This is a genomic window from Brooklawnia propionicigenes (assembly GCF_030297015.1).
In the GTDB taxonomy this organism is placed as follows: domain Bacteria; phylum Actinomycetota; class Actinomycetes; order Propionibacteriales; family Propionibacteriaceae; genus Brooklawnia; species Brooklawnia propionicigenes.
The window spans coordinates 2,386,618-2,404,095 of sequence record NZ_AP028056.1; the positions used below are offsets into that span (position 1 = coordinate 2,386,618).

24 protein-coding genes are annotated in these 17,478 nt (G+C 64.7%); 23 read left to right on the forward strand and 1 reads right to left on the reverse strand.

Going from position 1 to position 17,478, the window contains the following annotated elements:
• Window positions 1-149 precede the first annotated feature (149 nt).
• The 7 genes from QUE25_RS10875 (at window position 150) to QUE25_RS10905 (ending at window position 7,746) form a co-directional block, all read left to right on the forward strand.
• Window positions 150-533: a hypothetical protein gene (locus QUE25_RS10875; protein ID WP_286264880.1), complete on the forward strand. Its 384-nt coding sequence runs from the start codon at window positions 150-152 to the stop codon at window positions 531-533.
• Window positions 534-877: 344 nt separating this feature from the next.
• Window positions 878-1,249, forward strand: coding sequence for a 30S ribosomal protein S12 (rpsL, locus tag QUE25_RS10880; protein ID WP_286264882.1), 372 nt, complete (start codon window positions 878-880; stop codon window positions 1,247-1,249).
• Window positions 1,249-1,719 (forward strand): 30S ribosomal protein S7, encoded by a 471-nt coding sequence (gene rpsG / locus QUE25_RS10885; protein ID WP_286264883.1) that lies wholly within the window; start codon window positions 1,249-1,251, stop codon window positions 1,717-1,719. Before rpsL ends, rpsG begins: the two co-directional genes overlap by 1 nt.
• 132 nt (window positions 1,720-1,851) lie before the next feature.
• Window positions 1,852-3,951 carry an elongation factor G gene (gene fusA, locus QUE25_RS10890; RefSeq protein ID WP_286264885.1) on the forward strand — a complete coding sequence of 700 codons (2,100 nt, stop codon included), beginning with the start codon at window positions 1,852-1,854 and terminating at the stop codon, window positions 3,949-3,951.
• Between the two features lie 384 nt (window positions 3,952-4,335).
• A complete protein-coding gene (tuf, locus tag QUE25_RS10895) occupies window positions 4,336-5,526 on the forward strand; it encodes an elongation factor Tu (protein ID WP_286264887.1) in 1,191 nt (396 codons plus the stop codon).
• A 229-nt stretch (window positions 5,527-5,755) separates the two neighbouring features.
• On the forward strand, window positions 5,756-7,117 hold the full coding sequence (locus QUE25_RS10900; protein ID WP_286264889.1) for a coiled-coil domain-containing protein: 1,362 nt from the start codon (window positions 5,756-5,758) through the stop codon (window positions 7,115-7,117).
• Between the two features lie 20 nt (window positions 7,118-7,137).
• A complete protein-coding gene (locus QUE25_RS10905) occupies window positions 7,138-7,746 on the forward strand; it encodes a DUF4112 domain-containing protein (RefSeq protein ID WP_286264890.1) in 609 nt (202 codons plus the stop codon).
• 87 nt (window positions 7,747-7,833) lie between these two features.
• On the opposite strand, the gene QUE25_RS10910 is transcribed toward QUE25_RS10905, so the two are convergent.
• Complete coding sequence (locus QUE25_RS10910; RefSeq protein ID WP_286264892.1) at window positions 7,834-8,262, reverse strand: CBS domain-containing protein; 429 nt, start codon at window positions 8,260-8,262, stop codon at window positions 7,834-7,836.
• A 91-nt stretch (window positions 8,263-8,353) separates the two neighbouring features.
• Here QUE25_RS10910 and gltX point away from each other — a divergent pair, with 91 nt between their 5' ends.
• The 16 genes from gltX to QUE25_RS10990 all read left to right on the forward strand — a co-directional run bounded on the left by gltX (window position 8,354) and on the right by QUE25_RS10990 (window position 17,402).
• Window positions 8,354-9,862: a glutamate--tRNA ligase gene (gene gltX, locus QUE25_RS10915; RefSeq protein ID WP_425332712.1), complete on the forward strand. Its 1,509-nt coding sequence runs from the start codon at window positions 8,354-8,356 to the stop codon at window positions 9,860-9,862.
• A 475-nt stretch (window positions 9,863-10,337) separates the two neighbouring features.
• Window positions 10,338-10,649, forward strand: coding sequence for a 30S ribosomal protein S10 (rpsJ, locus tag QUE25_RS10920; RefSeq protein ID WP_016668002.1), 312 nt, complete (start codon window positions 10,338-10,340; stop codon window positions 10,647-10,649).
• Window positions 10,650-10,660: 11 nt separating this feature from the next.
• A complete protein-coding gene (rplC, locus tag QUE25_RS10925) occupies window positions 10,661-11,320 on the forward strand; it encodes a 50S ribosomal protein L3 (protein ID WP_286264911.1) in 660 nt (219 codons plus the stop codon).
• Complete coding sequence (gene rplD / locus QUE25_RS10930) at window positions 11,317-12,015, forward strand: 50S ribosomal protein L4 (RefSeq protein WP_286264913.1); 699 nt, start codon at window positions 11,317-11,319, stop codon at window positions 12,013-12,015. The genes rplC and rplD overlap by 4 nt, the downstream gene beginning before the upstream one ends.
• A complete protein-coding gene (gene rplW / locus QUE25_RS10935; RefSeq protein WP_286264915.1) occupies window positions 12,012-12,320 on the forward strand; it encodes a 50S ribosomal protein L23 in 309 nt (102 codons plus the stop codon). The genes rplD and rplW overlap by 4 nt, the downstream gene beginning before the upstream one ends.
• A 23-nt stretch (window positions 12,321-12,343) precedes the next feature.
• Window positions 12,344-13,180 (forward strand): 50S ribosomal protein L2, encoded by an 837-nt coding sequence (gene rplB, locus QUE25_RS10940; RefSeq protein WP_286264916.1) that lies wholly within the window; start codon window positions 12,344-12,346, stop codon window positions 13,178-13,180.
• A 15-nt stretch (window positions 13,181-13,195) separates the two neighbouring features.
• A complete protein-coding gene (rpsS, locus tag QUE25_RS10945) occupies window positions 13,196-13,477 on the forward strand; it encodes a 30S ribosomal protein S19 (protein ID WP_286264918.1) in 282 nt (93 codons plus the stop codon).
• A 30-nt stretch (window positions 13,478-13,507) separates the two neighbouring features.
• Window positions 13,508-13,927, forward strand: a complete 420-nt coding sequence (gene rplV / locus QUE25_RS10950) for a 50S ribosomal protein L22 (RefSeq protein ID WP_286264919.1) — start codon at window positions 13,508-13,510, stop codon at window positions 13,925-13,927.
• Window positions 13,928-13,929: 2 nt separating this feature from the next.
• On the forward strand, window positions 13,930-14,766 hold the full coding sequence (gene rpsC, locus QUE25_RS10955; protein ID WP_286264921.1) for a 30S ribosomal protein S3: 837 nt from the start codon (window positions 13,930-13,932) through the stop codon (window positions 14,764-14,766).
• Window positions 14,767-14,768: 2 nt separating this feature from the next.
• Window positions 14,769-15,185 carry a 50S ribosomal protein L16 gene (gene rplP / locus QUE25_RS10960; RefSeq protein WP_286264922.1) on the forward strand — a complete coding sequence of 139 codons (417 nt, stop codon included), beginning with the start codon at window positions 14,769-14,771 and terminating at the stop codon, window positions 15,183-15,185.
• Between the two features lie 2 nt (window positions 15,186-15,187).
• Window positions 15,188-15,433: a 50S ribosomal protein L29 gene (gene rpmC / locus QUE25_RS10965; protein ID WP_286264924.1), complete on the forward strand. Its 246-nt coding sequence runs from the start codon at window positions 15,188-15,190 to the stop codon at window positions 15,431-15,433.
• Window positions 15,430-15,705 carry a 30S ribosomal protein S17 gene (gene rpsQ / locus QUE25_RS10970; RefSeq protein ID WP_286264926.1) on the forward strand — a complete coding sequence of 92 codons (276 nt, stop codon included), beginning with the start codon at window positions 15,430-15,432 and terminating at the stop codon, window positions 15,703-15,705. The genes rpmC and rpsQ overlap by 4 nt, the downstream gene beginning before the upstream one ends.
• An 83-nt stretch (window positions 15,706-15,788) precedes the next feature.
• Window positions 15,789-16,157 carry a 50S ribosomal protein L14 gene (gene rplN, locus QUE25_RS10975; RefSeq protein WP_286264929.1) on the forward strand — a complete coding sequence of 123 codons (369 nt, stop codon included), beginning with the start codon at window positions 15,789-15,791 and terminating at the stop codon, window positions 16,155-16,157.
• Window positions 16,158-16,526 (forward strand): 50S ribosomal protein L24, encoded by a 369-nt coding sequence (gene rplX / locus QUE25_RS10980; protein ID WP_286264931.1) that lies wholly within the window; start codon window positions 16,158-16,160, stop codon window positions 16,524-16,526.
• Window positions 16,526-17,209, forward strand: coding sequence for a 50S ribosomal protein L5 (gene rplE, locus QUE25_RS10985; RefSeq protein ID WP_286264933.1), 684 nt, complete (start codon window positions 16,526-16,528; stop codon window positions 17,207-17,209). Before rplX ends, rplE begins: the two co-directional genes overlap by 1 nt.
• Window positions 17,210-17,216: 7 nt before the next feature.
• The gene (locus tag QUE25_RS10990) at window positions 17,217-17,402 is read left to right on the forward strand and encodes a type Z 30S ribosomal protein S14 (protein WP_286264935.1); all 186 of its coding nucleotides are present in this window, start codon (window positions 17,217-17,219) and stop codon (window positions 17,400-17,402) included.
• The last annotated feature ends 76 nt before the right edge of the window (window positions 17,403-17,478 follow it).

The following is a 17,478-nucleotide window of genomic DNA, read 5'->3' on the forward strand; positions in this document are numbered from 1 at the left end:
CTCGGCACTCGGGCGGATGCCAGATCTGGCAACTCGGTTGCCAGCAGAACGTATCCCGTGATGAACTGGTGCAAGTAACGGAACTATCCCGGCCGAAGATGGCCTGCTCGTCCGATGAACAGCCCCAGGTCTGAGGTGGAAGAGGACTGATGAAGAACTCGCTCAAGATCGGCGCAGTGTTCGGCGCTGTCATCGTGTCGGGCTCGTTGAGCCTGACTGCCGCGAGCTTCGCGAACGCCGACATCAGTCCTGTTGCCACGGTTGCGGTCGCGCAGAGTCCCGAGCAGCCTGTTTCGTCGGGCGGCGGCCGGCAGCTCGACAACCAGGTCATCCCCGGCACTGCGTGGTTCGAGATCCCGGCCGATCAACTGGGCGATGGGCCGGGTGAGCAGAGCGTTCCCCGGGACGACAGCCGTCCCAGCGCGCTTCCAAATGCCGGCGGTGAGGGCATGGGGCTGACCTCGGCGGCCGCGTTGATCAGCGTCGCGATGGGCGGGGTCGCGGTGGCTCTGCGCTCGCGCAAGCAGGACTGAGCCCGCTCGATGGAGGGCGTCCGGCGCGAAAACAAGCCCATCGGACCCGGTGCTGCTGCCGCGTTCAGGAAGCCGAGTTTTGACCGGCTGGTGGGCACCGAGTAGACTGCATAGTTGTGTCCGGTCTGTCCGGCACCATGTGCGTACCCTGGCGGTTGAGCTGGGCACCTAAACGTTGCGAGGAGCCTAGGACAAGTGCGGAGTTCGCACGGTGGCTCCCGCTCGCCTGAGGGATATTGGTGGTTTCTCAGCCGAAGTGACGTGCCGCAGCCAGGGAAGTAGACAACGAGGTGGGTGTCGTCCAACCACGATGCCCACCGCTTGACGGAAAGAGATACCAGCAGGTGCCAACCATCCAGCAGTTGGTCCGAAAGGGCCGCACTGACAAGGTCAGCAAAAACAAGACGCCCGCGCTGAAGGGTTCTCCGCAGCGCCGCGGCGTGTGCACTCGCGTGTACACCACTACCCCCAAGAAGCCGAACTCGGCGCTGCGCAAGGTGGCTCGCGTCCGCCTCAGCTCGGGTGTCGAGGTCACTGCGTACATTCCAGGCGTCGGCCACAACCTCCAGGAGCACTCGATGGTGCTCGTGCGCGGCGGCCGTGTGAAGGATCTGCCCGGTGTGCGGTACAAGATCATCCGTGGTGCGCTTGACACCCAGGGTGTGAAGAACCGCAAGCAGGCCCGCAGCCGCTACGGCGCGAAGAAGGAGAAGTAATGCCTCGCAAGGGTCCGGCGCCCAAGCGCCCGGTCATCATCGACCCGGTCTACAGCTCGCCGCTGGTTTCCCAGCTGGTCAGCAAGATCCTGCTGGACGGCAAGAAGACCGTCGCCCAGAGCATCGTCTACACCGCTCTCGAGGGAACTCGTGAGAAGACCGGTGTTGATCCGGTGCAGACCCTCAAGAAGGCCCTCGACAATGTGCGGCCTGCCGTTGAGGTGCGCAGCCGCCGCGTCGGTGGCGCCACCTACCAGGTGCCCGTCGAGGTCAAGCCCGCGCGCTCCAACACGCTGGCGATGCGCTGGCTGGTCGGCTACGCCCGCGACCGCCGCGAGAAGACCATGTCCGAGCGGCTGATGAACGAGATCCTGGACGCCTCCAACGGCCTGGGAGCTTCGGTCAAGAAGCGCGAAGATACCCACAAGATGGCAGAGGCCAACCGAGCCTTCGCTCACTACCGCTGGTGATGTGCTGAGGGGTCGCCCTCGTTTGGGGGGCGACCTTTCGCATGTCCGGCTTCGGTTACGCGGAGTCGAACACCACGTGAACGATGTCCATCCCAACTCCCGCCACACACACGACAAGAAATAGGGGATTTCGTGGCCCTCGACCTGCAAACCGACCTACACAAGGTACGCAATATCGGCATCATGGCTCACATTGATGCCGGTAAGACCACCACTACTGAGCGGATCCTGTTCTACACCGGCATCACCCACAAGATCGGTGAGGTGCACGACGGCGCTGCCACCATGGACTGGATGGAGCAGGAACAGGAACGCGGCATCACCATCACCTCGGCAGCCACCACCTGCTTCTGGAAGGGCTACCAGATCAACATCATCGACACCCCAGGCCACGTCGACTTCACCGTCGAGGTGGAGCGTTCGCTGCGCGTCCTGGACGGTGCGGTCGCCGTCTTCGACGGTGTCGCCGGTGTCGAGCCGCAGTCGATGACCGTATGGCGTCAGGCCTCCAAGTACGGCGTCCCGCGCATCTGTTATGTCAACAAGCTGGACCGCACCGGTGCCTCCTTCGAGCACTGCGTCCAGACCATCAGGGATCGCCTGCAGGTCGTGCCAGTGCGTCTGCAGCTGCCGATCGGCTCCGAGCACGACTTCCTCGGCATCGTCGACCTGGTCGAGATGAACGCCAAGACCTGGCGCGGCGAGACCCAGATGGGCGAGGACTATGTCGTCGAAGAGATCCCGGCCGATCTGAAGGACGCCGCCGAGGAGGCGCGCGCCGAGATGATCGAAAACATCGCCGACTTCGACGATGAGCTCATGGAGCTCTACCTGGAGGGCGAAGAGCCCACCGTGGAGCAGATCAAGCGGGCGATTCGCCGCGGCGTGCTGGCCAACGCCTTCACCGCGGTGGTCTGTGGCACCTCGTTCAAGAACAAGGGCGTGCAGCCGCTGCTGGACGCGGTCATCGACTACCTGCCTTCTCCGATCGACGTTCCGGCCATCGAGGGTTTCAAGCCCGGCGACGAGTCGGTGATCATCGAGCGTCACGCCGACAAGAATGAGCCGCTGGCTGCGCTGGCGTTCAAGATTGCCGCCGATCCGCACCTGGGCAAGCTGACGTTCGTCCGGGTGTACTCGGGCATCCTGCAGTCGGGCAGCCAGGTGCTGAACGCCGAGACTGGCAAGAAGGAGCGCATCGGCAAGATCTACCAGATGCACGCCAACAAGCGTCAGGAGGTCGACTTCATGCCCGCCGGCAACATCTGCGCGGTCATGGGCCTGAAGCAGACCGGCACCGGTGACACCCTGTGCGATCCGGCGAACCCGGTGATGCTGGAGTCGATGGAGTTCCCGAACCCGGTCATCGAGCAGGCCATCGAGCCGAAGTCGAAGGCCGACCAGGAGAAGCTCTCGATCGCCATCCAGCGGCTTGCCGAAGAGGATCCGACCTTCCAGGTGCACACCGACGAGGACACCGGCCAGACCATCATCGCGGGCATGGGCGAGCTGCACCTCGAGGTGCTGATCGACCGGATGAAGCGCGAGTTCCACGTCGAGGCGAATATCGGCAAGCCGCAGGTGGCTTACCGTGAGACCCTGCGCCGCAAGGTCGAGAACGTCAACTACGTGCACAAGAAGCAGTCCGGTGGTTCGGGCCAGTACGCGAAGGTCATCATCACCTTGGAGCCGCAGGAGACCGGCGCGGGCTACGAGTTCGTCAACGCCGTCACCGGTGGCCGAATCCCCAAGGAGTACATCCCCGCGGTGGATGCCGGCGCCAAGGAGGCCATGCAGTTCGGTGTGCTGGCCGGCTACCCGGTCGAGGACGTCAAGGTGACGTTGACCGACGGTGCTTACCACGACGTCGACTCCTCGGAGCTGGCGTTCAAGATCGCCGGCGCGATGGCCTTCAAGGAGGCCGCCCGCAAGGCCAGCCCGGCTCTGCTGGAACCGATGATGGCCGTCGAGGTGACCACTCCGGAGGACTACCTGGGCACCGTCATCGGTGACCTGAACGCTCGCCGCGGTCAGGTGCAGTCGATGGACGAGGAGCACGGCAACCGCGTCGTGCGCGCTCTGGTCCCGCTGGCCGAGATGTTCGGCTACGTCGGCGACCTGCGGTCGAAGACCTCGGGCCAGGCCACCTACACGATGGAGTTCCACTCCTACGGTGAGGTTCCCAAGAACATCTCCGACGAGATCGTGGCCAAGGCTCGCGGCGAGAACTGACCGCCTGCTGTTTGAACCGGTGAGCGGCCGGCCCCGGAACTTCGGATCCGGGCCGGCCGCCTCGCTGTCTGGTGGTAGGTGTGGACGATCTGGTGGGTGCGGACGATCCTGCTGCGGCCCTGCCCGAATGGCCGTTTATGATTGCTGTCGGCCGTAGGTCTCCGGGTGGTGCGGACCGGCCCGCTGGTGGTTCGCTAACAGCACCACAAAACCGGTTTGACTCCCGGCGTTTGGACGACGACAATTACTAAGGTTCGTGGGTGATTGCCCGCGGCCCTGAACAAGCTGTACCAAATCAGGACAATCGAGCTGCGGGACCCTCCCACAGCCACGACAAAAGGTGTGCCACGCAACCAGCGTGGCGACTAACCAGAAGGAGCCCAAGTGGCAAAGGCCAAGTTCGAGCGGACCAAGCCGCACTGTAACATCGGCACCATCGGCCACGTCGACCACGGCAAGACCACGCTGACGGCGGCGATCACCAAGGTGCTGCACGAGAAGTACCCTGACCTGAACGCGGTTTCGGCGTTCGATCAGATCGACAAGGCGCCGGAAGAGCGCCAGCGCGGCATCACCATCTCCATCGCGCACGTCGAGTACCAGACGGAGAAGCGTCACTACGCGCACGTTGACTGCCCAGGTCACGCTGACTACGTCAAGAACATGATCACCGGTGCCGCCCAGATGGATGGCGCGATCCTGGTTGTCGCCGCGACCGACGGCCCGATGGCTCAGACCCGTGAGCACATCCTGCTGGCCCGCCAGGTTGGCGTTCCGGCCATTGTCGTTGCCCTGAACAAGTGCGACATGGTGGACGACGAGGAGCTCATCGAGCTGGTCGAGATGGAGGTCCGCGAGGCCCTCTCCGAGCAGGAATTCGATGGCGACAACTGCCCGGTCATCCGCGTGGCCGCTTACCCGGCCATGAACGGCGACCCCAAGTGGAGCGCGTCGATCCTCGAGCTCATGGATGCTGTCGACAACTACATCCCGCAGCCCGAGCGTGAGACCAACAAGCCGTTCCTGATGCCCGTCGAGGACGTCTTCACCATCACCGGTCGTGGCACCGTGGTCACCGGTCGTATCGAGCGCGGCATCGTCAAGACTGGCGAGACCGTCGAGATCGTGGGCCTGGCCCCGACCCAGACCACCACCGTCACCGGTGTCGAGATGTTCCGCAAGATCCTCGACGAGGGTCAGGCGGGAGACAACGTTGGTCTGCTGCTGCGCGGCACCAAGAAGGAAGACGTGGAGCGCGGCATGGTCGTGACCAAGCCGGGTTCGACCACTCCGCACACCGAGTTCCAGGGCAATGTCTACGTGCTGACCAAGGAGGAGGGTGGCCGTCACAAGCCGTTCTTCTCGAACTACAGCCCGCAGTTCTACTTCCGCACCACCGACGTGACCGGCACCGTTTCGCTGCCCGAGGGCACCGAGATGGTTATGCCTGGTGACAACACCGACATGAACGTCGTGCTGCAGAAGCCGATCGCCATGGAGGAAGGCCTGAAGTTCGCTATCCGCGAGGGTGGCCACACTGTTGGCGCCGGCCGCGTCACCAAGATCATCAAGTGATCTGACGCACCAGCTCATCGCTGGCTGAAGCCCGTTCCCGCAAGGGGGCGGGCTTCAGTCGTTTGCGCGCCGGTAACCCGAAGCCCTGCTCTCAGATGGATCTCAGATTCACAGGCGAGAGATATTGCGACTCGCGGGTGTGTCTCGTGGAGATCATCTTCGAGTTGCCCTAGGTTCGGCGGAGCGGTGTCGGAACGTCAACCGCGCACACAACAGAAAGCAGGACAACGTGATTCGGGACCTTCCCCGCAACTCGAATACGGCTGTTCGGTCACTGCGGTGCAGCAGGCAGCGCATCGGCGAGGTCCTTGCCACTGTCGGGCTTGCCGTCGCGCTGTTGCTCGGGCCAGCTGCAGCCACCGTCCAGGCTGACGAGCTGGACGACCAGTACGCCCAGGTTCAGAACCAGATCGACGCTTCGCAGACCGACATCGGAGGTGGCCAGTCGCAGCTCGACGCGGCCAATGCCGTTCTCCAGCAGTCGCAGACCGAACTGGCGAACGCACAGGCCGCGCTGGCCGCCGCGCAGTCGGCAGAAGCAGCCGCCCAGCAGCAGGCCACCGACGCGTCCATCGCGTTGCAGACCGCGGTCGACAACCTCACTCAGGCCCAGGCCGATGTCGACACCGCCCAGACCGCGGTCGACGAGCAGCACAAGCGGGTCGGCCTGGCGGCCCAGCAGGAGGCCCAGCAGGGCAGGTCACTGCAGGGCATCGGGCTGTTCTTCACCAATATGGGCACCGGTGACATCAACAACCGGCTGCAATGGACGAACAACACGGTCAATACCGTGCAGCACGAACTCAACGCCCTGAACGCGGCGCTGGAGGAACTGCAGAAGCGGCGGGACGCGATGGCCGCGGCCGAGACGGCTGCCAAGGCTGCCAGGGACGCCGCTGTCGCCCAGTTCGAGCAGACTCAACAGTTGTCGCTGGCGGCATTGAACGCCGCCAACGAGGTGGCGGCGAAGGTATCGGCCAACCAGTCGGCGCTCGATGCCGCTCAGCAGGTGCTCAATGCCGCGCTGACCACCAATGAAGAACTGCGCAGCCGGGCATCCGGCCTTGCCGCACAGATCCAGGCGCGCAACGATGCCGCGGCCGCTGCGGCGGCATCAGCTGCTCAGGCAGCGGCCGCGAGTTGGGTGACTGCGCAGACCTCGTGGGTCACGGCGAACATCGCGTCCGGCCAGATCCCGCCGTTCAGCGTCGACCAGGCCATCGCGCAGGCGCGTTCCATGATCGGCAACATGAACTACGGCAACATGTGCCTGGCTCTGGTGGCGGCCTTCTACGGCTACTCCAGTTCGGGGGTCAACAGTGCCGCTGCTGCGGCCGGGATGATCGAGGCGGCCGGCCAGATGCGCTACGACATGTCGAACATCCCGGTGGGTGCGCTGGTCTTCTACGACGGCACCCCGGCCGGAAATCCGTACGGCCACGTCGCCATGTATGCCGGGGACGGGATGATCTACAGCAACGGCGCGGCCAACGGGGGAGTGGGCATGATCTCGCTGTACACGCCGTCCTCGTCGTGGGGTGAGCCGATCATCGGCTGGTCGAGCGTCTGGCTGCCCTACGCCACAGCCTGATCTGCTCCTACACTTGCGGCATGCCGCAGCCACCAGCTTGGCTTCAGCCGCCGCCATCGGCACCGGACGAGGGGTCCGGCGCTTCTGGCGAGCGCAGCGCGCCGGCCATCGAACCGGACGCGGTTGTCGAGCTGCCCACCGTGGAGCCGGACGCGGTCCTTGAGCCGGTTCCTGGTATCTCGGCGACCAGCCGGACGCTCACCCTGATTCTTGACGACCTGTTCAGGGTGCCCGGCACCCAGGTCGGCGTCGGACTCGACGCTCTGGTGGGTCTGATCCCCGGCATCGGTGATGCGGGAACGACGGTAGTGGCCAGCGCGGTCATGGCGGACGCGGTACGCAACCGCGTGCCGATACCGGTGCTGGCGCGGATGGGACTGAATCTCGGCATCGATGTGCTGCTCGGCCTGGTGCCCGGAGTGGGCGATCTGCTCGACGTGGCGCACCGCGCCAACCGGAAGAACCTGCGGCTGCTCGAGGCGGCCGTCAACGACCGACAGCGCACCACACAGCGCTCGGTCGTCTACCTGGTCAGTGCAATCAGCCTGATCGCCGCAACGCTGGTGATGCTGCTGGCAGCCTTGGTGTGGAGCCTGTGGCTGCTGTGGCATCTCATCACCCCGAGCTGACCGGCGGCGGGCCCCGACTCGTCGTGGTCGAATAGGCGAGGGCGCCCGGTTGACCGGACGCCCTCAAGGATCGAATTGCCGATGGGTTTACTGCTGAACGTAGTTGATGAGGTGATCTCGCTCATCGGTGAGCGTGTCGAGGCGGGCCTTGACGACGTCGCCGATGCTGACGATTGCGAGCAATCTACCGGACTCGTCCACCACAGGCAGATGGCGAATGCGGAACTGCGTCATGACGGCGGCCAAATCGGCAGTGTCATCGTTGAGCGAGGCGACGTGTAGGTCTGTCTCCATCACCTCCTTGACCTGATGAGAGCGGACATCGTCGTTCGCGCCGGCCAGAGCGATCACGATGTCCCTCTCGGCGACCAGCCCGATGGGCCGCCCATCGTCGACCACCACCACAGACCCGATGCGGTGCTCGACCAGCAACTGCAGCAACTCCGCCACAGTGGCATCCGGTGAGACCACGACCACGTCGTGGCCTTTACGCTTCAGTACGTCATGGACTCGCATGCAAACACGGTAGCGGTCGCGAGGTCGCCCCCGAGGCGTTTTGGGGCGCTATCGGCCGATCGGCGGCCGAACTCTCAGTCGCCGTTAACGAATGTGCGATCGGCACGACGAGAGCCGGACGCTAGGATGGGGCGACGTGACCGCACCAGCCCGAACCCGTGTTGCTCCCAGTCCCACCGGCGATCCCCACGTCGGCACCGCCTATATGGCGTTGTTCGACAAGGCCTGGTCGCGCAAGACCGGCGGACAGTTCGTCCTGCGCATCGAAGACACCGACCGCAACCGTCTGGTGGAGGGCTCGGAACAGCAGATCTACGATTCGCTGCGTTGGCTCGGTCTGGAGGCGGACGAGAGCCCCGAGGTCGGTGGCCCGCACGCGCCCTACAAGCAGTCCCAGCGCCTGGACACCTATCGTCCGTTCGTCGACCAGCTGATCGAGGACGGCCACGCCTACTACTGCTGGTGCTCGGGTGAGCGGCTGGCGCAGATGCGTGCCGAGCAGCAGGCCAGCAAGCAGTCCGATACCGGCTACGACCGGCTCTGCCTGGGCATGACCCGCGAGGAGCGCGCCGAGTTGCCCGGCTTCAGCGAGACACCGGTCGTCCGGATGCTGATTCCCGACGATGTGCCGTTGAGCTTTCAGGATCTGATCCGTGGCGAAGTGAAGGCCCCGCGTCCCGACGATCAGGTCATCTTGAAGGCCGATGGTTTCCCGACCTACCACCTGGCGGTCGTGGTGGACGATCACCTGATGGACATCACTACGGTGGTGCGCGGCGAGGAGTGGATCAGCTCGACCCCCAAGCATCTGCTGCTGTACTCATGGCTCGGCTGGGACGCTCCCCAGTTCGCGCACATGCCACTGCTGCGCAATACCGACAAATCGAAGATCTCCAAGCGCAAGAACCCGGCCGCCCGGCTGATGTGGTTCCGCGAACAGGGCTATCTGCCCGAGGCGCTGCGCAATTTCCTCCAGCTGCTCGCATATCCGCCGGCAGCCGGTGAGCAGGAGGTCTCCAGCTTCGAGGAGTTCGTGGACGGTTTCGACTGGGACAAGGTCAGCACGGTCGGGCCGATCTTCGACGTCAAGAAGCTGGATTGGCTGAACGGTGTCTACATCCGCGCGCTGCCGACCGAGCAGCTGGCCGACCGGATCATCGCCTACGCGCTCGAATCGGGACAGTGGAGCGAGGTACCGCCGAAAGGTCGCGATATCGTGCTCGCCGCGACGCCGCTGATCTCGGAGCGGCTGGTCACCCTCGCCGAAGCGCTGCCCAAACTGCAGTTCCTGTTCGTCGCCGACGATGAGCTGACCATCAATCCCGCGGCGGTGGCGAAGCTGAAGGACAACGCCGGCGAGGTGCTGTCGGTGGCCGCCGACGTCTTGGGGCAGCTGGAGCAGTGGAATGCCGAGCTGATCCACGAGGCGCTCAGTACTGCACTGGTCGGGGGTATGGAGCTCAAGCCGAAGTTCGCCTTCGCGCCGATCCGGGTGGCGATCACCGGCGAGCAGGTCTCGCCGCCGCTGTTCGAATCGATGGAGATTCTCGGCAAGGACGCCAGCCTGGCGCGGATCCGGCGTCTGAGCGCTGCACTGTGAGCCTCCGCGCTGCTCGCGGGTCGGGCTGTCTGCAGGCCTTGCGGATAATCCGACCCAAGTTGGAGGGGTGCAAACGGTAGCCCGATTTGAAACCACCCCCTCCGGCGTGCGATGATTTACAGGTTGCTCCTTTGGGGCCGTTGTGTGCGCGCCGCGGATCAAGCAGACGAACTGCTGAGGCCGTGCGGGCAGACAGGGGTTCTGGAGCGCAGGCTTCCAATGGTTGGCGTGTGGCCGCCGGGGGAGCCGCACCAGCTGGACGTGGGCAGTGCCCACTGCGTCGGCGCTCGTCCTTCGGGGTGAACGTTGCGGGCTGGCAAGCATCTGAACAGAGGGCTTGTGGGTAGTGCGGTGAACCATGTGCGACACGCCCGACCACGGGGGTCGAGCAATACGGCATTGACAAGCGATGTTGGGCGGGATTTGGGCCATTTCCGGGTCCGGATTCCGGCAGGGACGAGTAGAAGGAACAACCGTGGCGGGACAAAAGATCCGCATCAGGCTTCGGGCCTATGACCATGAGGTCATTGACTCGTCGGCGCGCAAGATCGTCGACACCGTCACCCGGACGGGTGCCAAGGTCGCCGGCCCAGTGCCGTTGCCGACCGAGAAGAACGTGTGGTGTGTTATTCGCTCGCCGCACAAGTACAAGGACAGCCGCGAGCACTTTGAGATGCGTACCCACAAGCGGCTCATCGACATCCTCGACCCGACCCCCAAGACGGTGGATTCGCTGATGCGTCTCGACCTGCCGGCTGGTGTCGACATCGAGATCAAGCTCCCGTGAGGTCGATCGACATGACTACTGAACGTAAATCCAAGGGCCTGGCGGGCTACAAGCTCGGCATGACCCAGCTCTGGGACGAGAACAACCACATCGTCCCGGTGACCGTCATTCAGGCGGGCCCATGCGTGGTTACCCAGGTGCGTACCCCCGAGATTGATGGCTACTCCGCTGTTCAGCTCGGTTTCGGTGCGGTTCGCGCCAAGTCGGTGACCAAACCGCAGGCCGGCCAGTTCGAGAAGGCGGGTGTCACTCCCCGCAAGCATCTGGTGGAGCTGCGTACCGCCGATGCCACCGAGTACACCATCGGCCAGGAGATCACCGCCGATGTCTTCGCTGGTGGCGACGTTGTTGACGTGACCGGCATCACCAAGGGCAAGGGCACCGCAGGTGTCGTCAAGCGCCACGGCTTCAAGGGCCTGCGCGCCAGCCACGGTGTGCACCGCAAGCACCGCTCGCCGGGTTCCATCGGCGGCTGCTCGACCCCAGGCAAGGTCTTCAAGGGCATGCGCATGGCGGGTCGCATGGGTGCTTCTCAGGCCACTGTCCAGAATCTGACCGTGCATGCGGTCGACCCGGAAAAGGGTCTGCTGCTGGTCACCGGTGCTGTCCCGGGCAACAAGGGTTCGCTCGTGGTCGTCCGCACCGCAGCCAAGAAGGGTGATGCCAAGTGAGCGAGACGTTGAAGGTTGACGTCGTCGGCGCCGACGGAAAGCAGGCCGGTTCGGCCGAGCTGCCCGCTGAACTATTCGATGCGACGACGAATGTGCCGCTGATCCACCAGGTGGTGGTTGCTCAGCAGGCGGCGGCTCGTCAGGGCACGCACGCCACCAAGACGCGTGGTGAGGTTCGCGGCGGCGGCGCCAAGCCGTGGCGCCAGAAGGGCACCGGTCGCGCCCGTCAGGGTTCGCGGCGCGCGCCGCAGTGGACCGGTGGCGGCGTCGTGCACGGCCCGCAGCCGCGCAGCTACGCGCAGCGGACCCCCAAGAAGATGATTCAGGCCGCGTTGCGCGGTGCGCTGAGCGATCGTGCCCGCGAGGGTCTGGTCTTCGTCGTCGACCAGTTCGGCATCGGCGATACCCCCTCGACCCGCCAGGCCGCCATCCGGCTTGCTGCGGTCGGCGATTTCACCCGCTACCTGGTGGTGCTCGACCGCAAGGACGAGACCAGCTGGCTGAGCCTGCGCAATCTGCCGGGTGTTCATGTGCTGGCTGTTGATCAGCTGAACGCCTACGACGTGGTCGTTTCGGATGCCGTGGTGTTCACCACCGCCGCGCTCGAGGCTTTCGTTGCCGGTCCTGCCAAGGGCAAGTCGGTCAAGGCTGTGGCCACGGAGTCCGAGGCCGCGGCGCAGGAGGATGAGAAGTGAGCGACGTCAAGATCAGCGATCCGCGCGACATTCTGATCGCGCCGGTCGTCTCCGAGAAGAGCTACGGCCTGCTCGACGAGAACAAGTACACGTTCATCGTTGACCCCCGCGCCAACAAGACCCAGATCAAGATCGCCGTTGAGCAGATCTTCGGGGTCAAGGTGCTGTCGGTCAACACGATCAACCGGCAGGGCAAGACGCGCCGCACCCGTTACGGGCTCGGTCGTCGCGCCAACACCAAGCGTGCGATCATCAGCGTTGCGCCTGGCGACCGGATCGACATCTTCCAGGGCCCGACGGCCTGACGACAACAAGGACGACGAGACAGATGGCAATTCGCAAGTACAAGCCGACCACTCCCGGTCGCCGTGGTGCGAGCGTCTCCGACTTCGCCGAAGTCACCCGCTCGACTCCTGAGAAGTCGCTGGTGGCCCCCAAGACGAAGACCGGTGGACGCAACAACCAGGGTCGCATCACGACGCGTCACATCGGTGGCGGTCACAAGCAGGCTTACCGCCTGATCGATTTCAAGCGTTACGACAAGGACGGCGTGCCGGCCAAGGTCGCTCACATCGAGTACGACCCGAACCGTACCGCCCGCATCGCGCTGCTGCACTACGCGGACGGCGAGAAGCGTTACATCATCGCTCCGGCGGGCTTGGCACAAGGTGCCGTGGTCGTCTCGGGCGTCGAGGCCGATATCAAGCCCGGCAACAACCTGCCGCTGCGCAACATCCCGGTCGGCACCACGGTGCACGCCGTGGAGTTGCGTCCCGGCGGCGGAGCCAAGATGGGCCGCTCGGCCGGTGTGGCCATTCAGCTGGTGGCCCGCGAGGGCAAGCACGCCACGCTGCGGATGCCTTCGGGCGAGATGCGGATGGTCGACGTGCGCTGCCGCGCCACGATCGGTGCAGTCGGCAACGCCGAGCAGTCCAACATCAACTGGGGCAAGGCCGGCCGGATGCGCTGGAAGGGCGTCCGTCCGACTGTCCGCGGTGTTGTGATGAACCCGCACGACCACCCGCACGGTGGTGGCGAGGGCCGTACCTCCGGTGGTCGTCATCCGGTGTCACCTTGGGGCAAGCCGGAAGGCCGCACCCGTAGCAAGAAGAAGGCCAGTAGCAAGTTGATCGTCCGTCGCCGCAAGACCGGCAAGAAGCGCTGACAGGGAGTTTAGGTAATGCCACGCAGCCTTAAGAAGGGTCCCTTCGTCGACGAGCACCTGGCCAAGAAGGTCGATGCCCAGAACGAGAAGGGCACCAAGAACGTCATCAAGACTTGGTCGCGACGCTCGATGATCGTGCCCGACATGCTCGGTCACACCATCGCGGTGCATGACGGTCGCAAGCATGTGCCGGTGTTCATCACCGAGGCCATGATCGGTCACAAGCTCGGAGAGTTCGCCCCCACGCGTACTTTCCGCGGCCATGTGAAGGACGACAAGAAGAGCCGTCGGCGCTGACGCCTGGGGAGACAAGGAACTGATTCGACAATGAGCAACAACAACGAGCGACCCAGCCGTCGCCTTGCCCTGCTCGGCGATCGGCCTGGCTCGTATGCCATCGCGCGTCACGTGCGGATGAGCCCGACGAAGGTCCGCCGAGTGGTCGACCTGGTGCGCGGGATGGACGTCAACGATGCCCTGGCCACGCTGCGGTTCGCCCCGCAGGCGGCCAGCGAGCCGGTCTACAAGGTGGTCGCCTCCGCGGTCGCCAACGCCGAGAACACCGAGTCCCTGCGCGCGGACGACCTGTACGTTTCACAGGCGTTCGTCGACGAGGGCGTGACCATGCGCCGCATCCGGCCACGCGCCAAGGGTTCGGCAAGCCGCATCTACAAGCGCGCCAGCCACATCACCGTGGTGGTCGAGCCCAAGGCCGCCGAGGCCGCCAACACCAAGAAGGAGGCCTGAGCATGGGACAGAAGATCAACCCGATCGGCTTCCGCCTGGGTGTGACCACAGACCACACCGCTCGCTGGTATGCCGACAAGCAGTACGCCGAGTTCGTGGGCGAGGACGACAAGATCCGCAAGTACCTGACGAGCTCGCTGGAGCGCGCCGGTATCAGCAAGATCGAGATCGAGCGTCGCTCCGAGCGCGTCACCATCTTCCTGCACGCTGCTCGTCCGGGCATCGTCATCGGCCGTAACGGTGCCGAGGCCGAGCGGGTTCGTGCAGCGCTGGAGAAGATGACCGGCAAGCAGGTCCAGCTGAACATCCTCGAGGTGCGCAACCCCGAGACCGACGCCCAGCTGGTCGCCCAGGGCATCGCCGAGCAGCTCGGCGCCCGCGTGGCCTTCCGCCGCGCGATGCGCAAGGCCCAGCAGACCGCCATGCGCGCCGGTGCCCAGGGCATCCGCGTGAAGTGCTCCGGTCGTCTGGGTGGCGCCGAAATGAGCCGCTCCGAGGGCTACCGCGACGGCCGTGTGCCGCTGCACACCCTGCGCGCCGATATCGACTACGGCTTCTACGAGGCCAAGACCACCTTCGGCCGCATCGGCGTGAAGGTCTGGATCTACAAGGGCGATGTGATCGGCACCCGCGCCGAGCGCGCCGCCCAGAAGGCGGCCCGTCAGGCCGCTCCGTCACGTGGTCAGCGGTCGAACCGTCGTCCCGGACGCGGCGAGGGCCGCGACCGTGGTGATCGTGGTGGACGCCGCAATCGGGCCGAAGAGGCTCGCAGCGAGGCTCCCGCCGCAGCTGACCAGGGCGCTGCCAGCGCCCCCGCTACCGAGAACGCAGGAGCCTGAGCATGCTGATTCCTCGTCGAGTGAAGCACCGCAAGCAGCACCGCCCGCACCGCGACGGTCTGGCCAAGGGTGGCACTCAGCTGGCCTTCGGCGACTACGGCATTCAGTCGCTGGAGTCGTCCTACCTGACCAACCGGCAGATCGAGGCCGCGCGTATTGCGATGACCCGTCACATCAAGCGTGGTGGCAAGGTCTGGATCAACGTCTTCCCCGATCGTCCGCTGACCAAGCACCCGGCCGAGTCCCGGATGGGTTCGGGCAAGGGCTCTCCGGAGTTCTGGGTCGCCAATATCAAGCCCGGACGCGTGCTTTTCGAGCTGTCCGGTGTTACCGAGGATGTGGCTCGTGAAGCCATGCGCCTCGCCATTCACAAACTGCCCTTCAAAGCCCGCTTCATCAAGCGCGAAGAGGTGAACTGACCATGGCTGACACCAAGGCACTCAACGCCGTCGAGTTGCGCGGTCTGTCCGGCAAGGAGCTCAACGACCAGGTTCTGGCACTGAAGGAAGAGCTGTTCAACCTGCGCTTCCAGTCGGCCACCGGTCAGCTGAGTTCCACCGCTCGGCTGCGTGAGGTTCGCAAGGACATCGCCCGCATCTACACGGTGCTGCAGGAACGCAACCTCGGCATCATCGAAGACCCAGATCAGAAGGCTGACGAAGCATGAGCGAGACGAACACCGAACCCCGGCGCGCCGGACGCAAGGTCCGCGAGGGCGTCGTGGTGTCCGACAAGATGGACAAGACCATCGTGGTCGCGGTCGCTGATCGCGTGAAGCACCCGCTGTACGGCAAGGTCCTGAGCCAGACCACCAAGCTGAAGGCCCACGACGAGGACAACCAGGCCGGCGTGGGTGACCGCGTGCGCGTCATGGAGACTCGTCCGCTGTCGGCTACCAAGCGCTGGCGCTTGATCGAGATCGTCGAGAAGGCCCGCTAATACCGTCCTGGCAAAATCCAGGGCAACCCAACGAGTTCCGCAAGGCCCTCTGAACAGGGAACCGGTGGAGCGGAGGAGAAGAAATGATCCAGCAGGAGACGCGACTGCGAGTCGCCGACAACACTGGTGCCAAGGAGATCTTGTGCATCCGTGTGCTCGGTGGTTCGAAGCGTCGCTACGCCGGTCTCGGTGACACGATCGTGGCCACCGTGAAGGACGCCATCCCCGGCGGCAACGTCAAGAAGGGCGATGTGGTCAAGGCCGTCATCGTCCGTACCGCCAAGGAGCATCGTCGCGCCGACGGCTCCTACATCAAGTTCGACGAGAATGCGGCTGTCATCCTGAAGAACGACGGCGAGCCTCGCGGCACCCGCATCTTCGGCCCGGTCGCTCGTGAACTGCGCGACAAGAAGTTCATGCGCATCGTGTCGCTCGCCCCGGAGGTGATCTGAGTGAAGCTCAAGAAGGGTGACCGCGTCAAGGTCATCGCGGGCAAGGACAAGGGTGCGGTCGGCGAGATCATGGCCGTCTACCCGGACGCCAACCGCGTCCTGGTTCAGGGCGTGAACATCATGAAGCGCCATGTGCGCGATCAGGCCGACCCGAATACCGGGCGTACCACCAAGGGTGGTGTCATCAGCTCGGAGGCGCCGATTCATGCGTCGAACGTGCAGCTGGTGACCAAGGATGCCGACGGCAACGAGGTGTTGACCCGCGCAGGTTCGCAGCGCGTCGAGGTCACCAAGACCCGTTCCGACGGCTCGGAGTACACCCGCACCCGTGGTGTGCGTATCGCCCGCAAGACCGGGAAGGAGATCTGATGGCCCGCAAGTCCGAAGCCGTCGAGAAGCCGGCCGAGGTGGTCCGCGCGTCCGCTGCGACCACCCCGCGCCTCAAGAAGCGCTATCGCGAAGAGATCGTGCCCGCGCTGAACGAAGAGTTCAAGTACGCCAACGTGATGCAGATCCCCGGTCTGACCAAGATCGTGGTGAACATGGGCGTCGGCGAGGCTGCTCACGATTCGAAGATCCTGGATGGAGCGATCCGCGATCTGACCGCCATCACCGGACAGAAGCCGCAGGTGACCAAGGCCCGCAAGTCCATCGCGCAGTTCAAGCTGCGTGAGGGTCAGGCGATCGGCTGCCACGTCACGCTGCGGGGCGACCGCATGTGGGAGTTCGCCGACCGGCTGCTGACCACCGCGCTGCCGCGGATCCGCGACTTCCGTGGGTTGAACGGCAACCAGTTCGATGGCAATGGCAACTACACCTTCGGTCTGAACGAGCAGGTCATGTTCCACGAGATCGATCAGGACAAGATCGATCGCCTGCGCGGTATGGACATCACCTTCGTCACCACCGCCACCAACGATCGCGAGGGCCGGGCGCTGCTCAAGCATCTGGGCTTCCCGTTCAAGGCTGTCGATGACGCCAAGGCCCAGCGTGGCGTGAAGATCCAGTTCAAGTCGAAGTCGGCTGCCAAGGCCGCCGCGAAGAGGAAGTGAGGCCGCGATGGCCAAGACTGCTCTGCGGGTCAAGCAGGCCCGCAAGCCGAAGTTCAAGGTGCGCGCCTACACCCGCTGCCAGCGTTGCGGACGGCCGAGGTCGGTTTACCGTACCTTCGGTCTGTGCCGCATCTGCCTGCGTGAGCTCGCCCATGCCGGCGCGCTGCCGGGTGTGACCAAGTCTTCCTGGTGAGCTACTCACCGATCCCAATCCCGACGCGGCAGGTCCCCTCACCGGGAAACCGCTGCGAGAAAGAGGCTCATAAGCC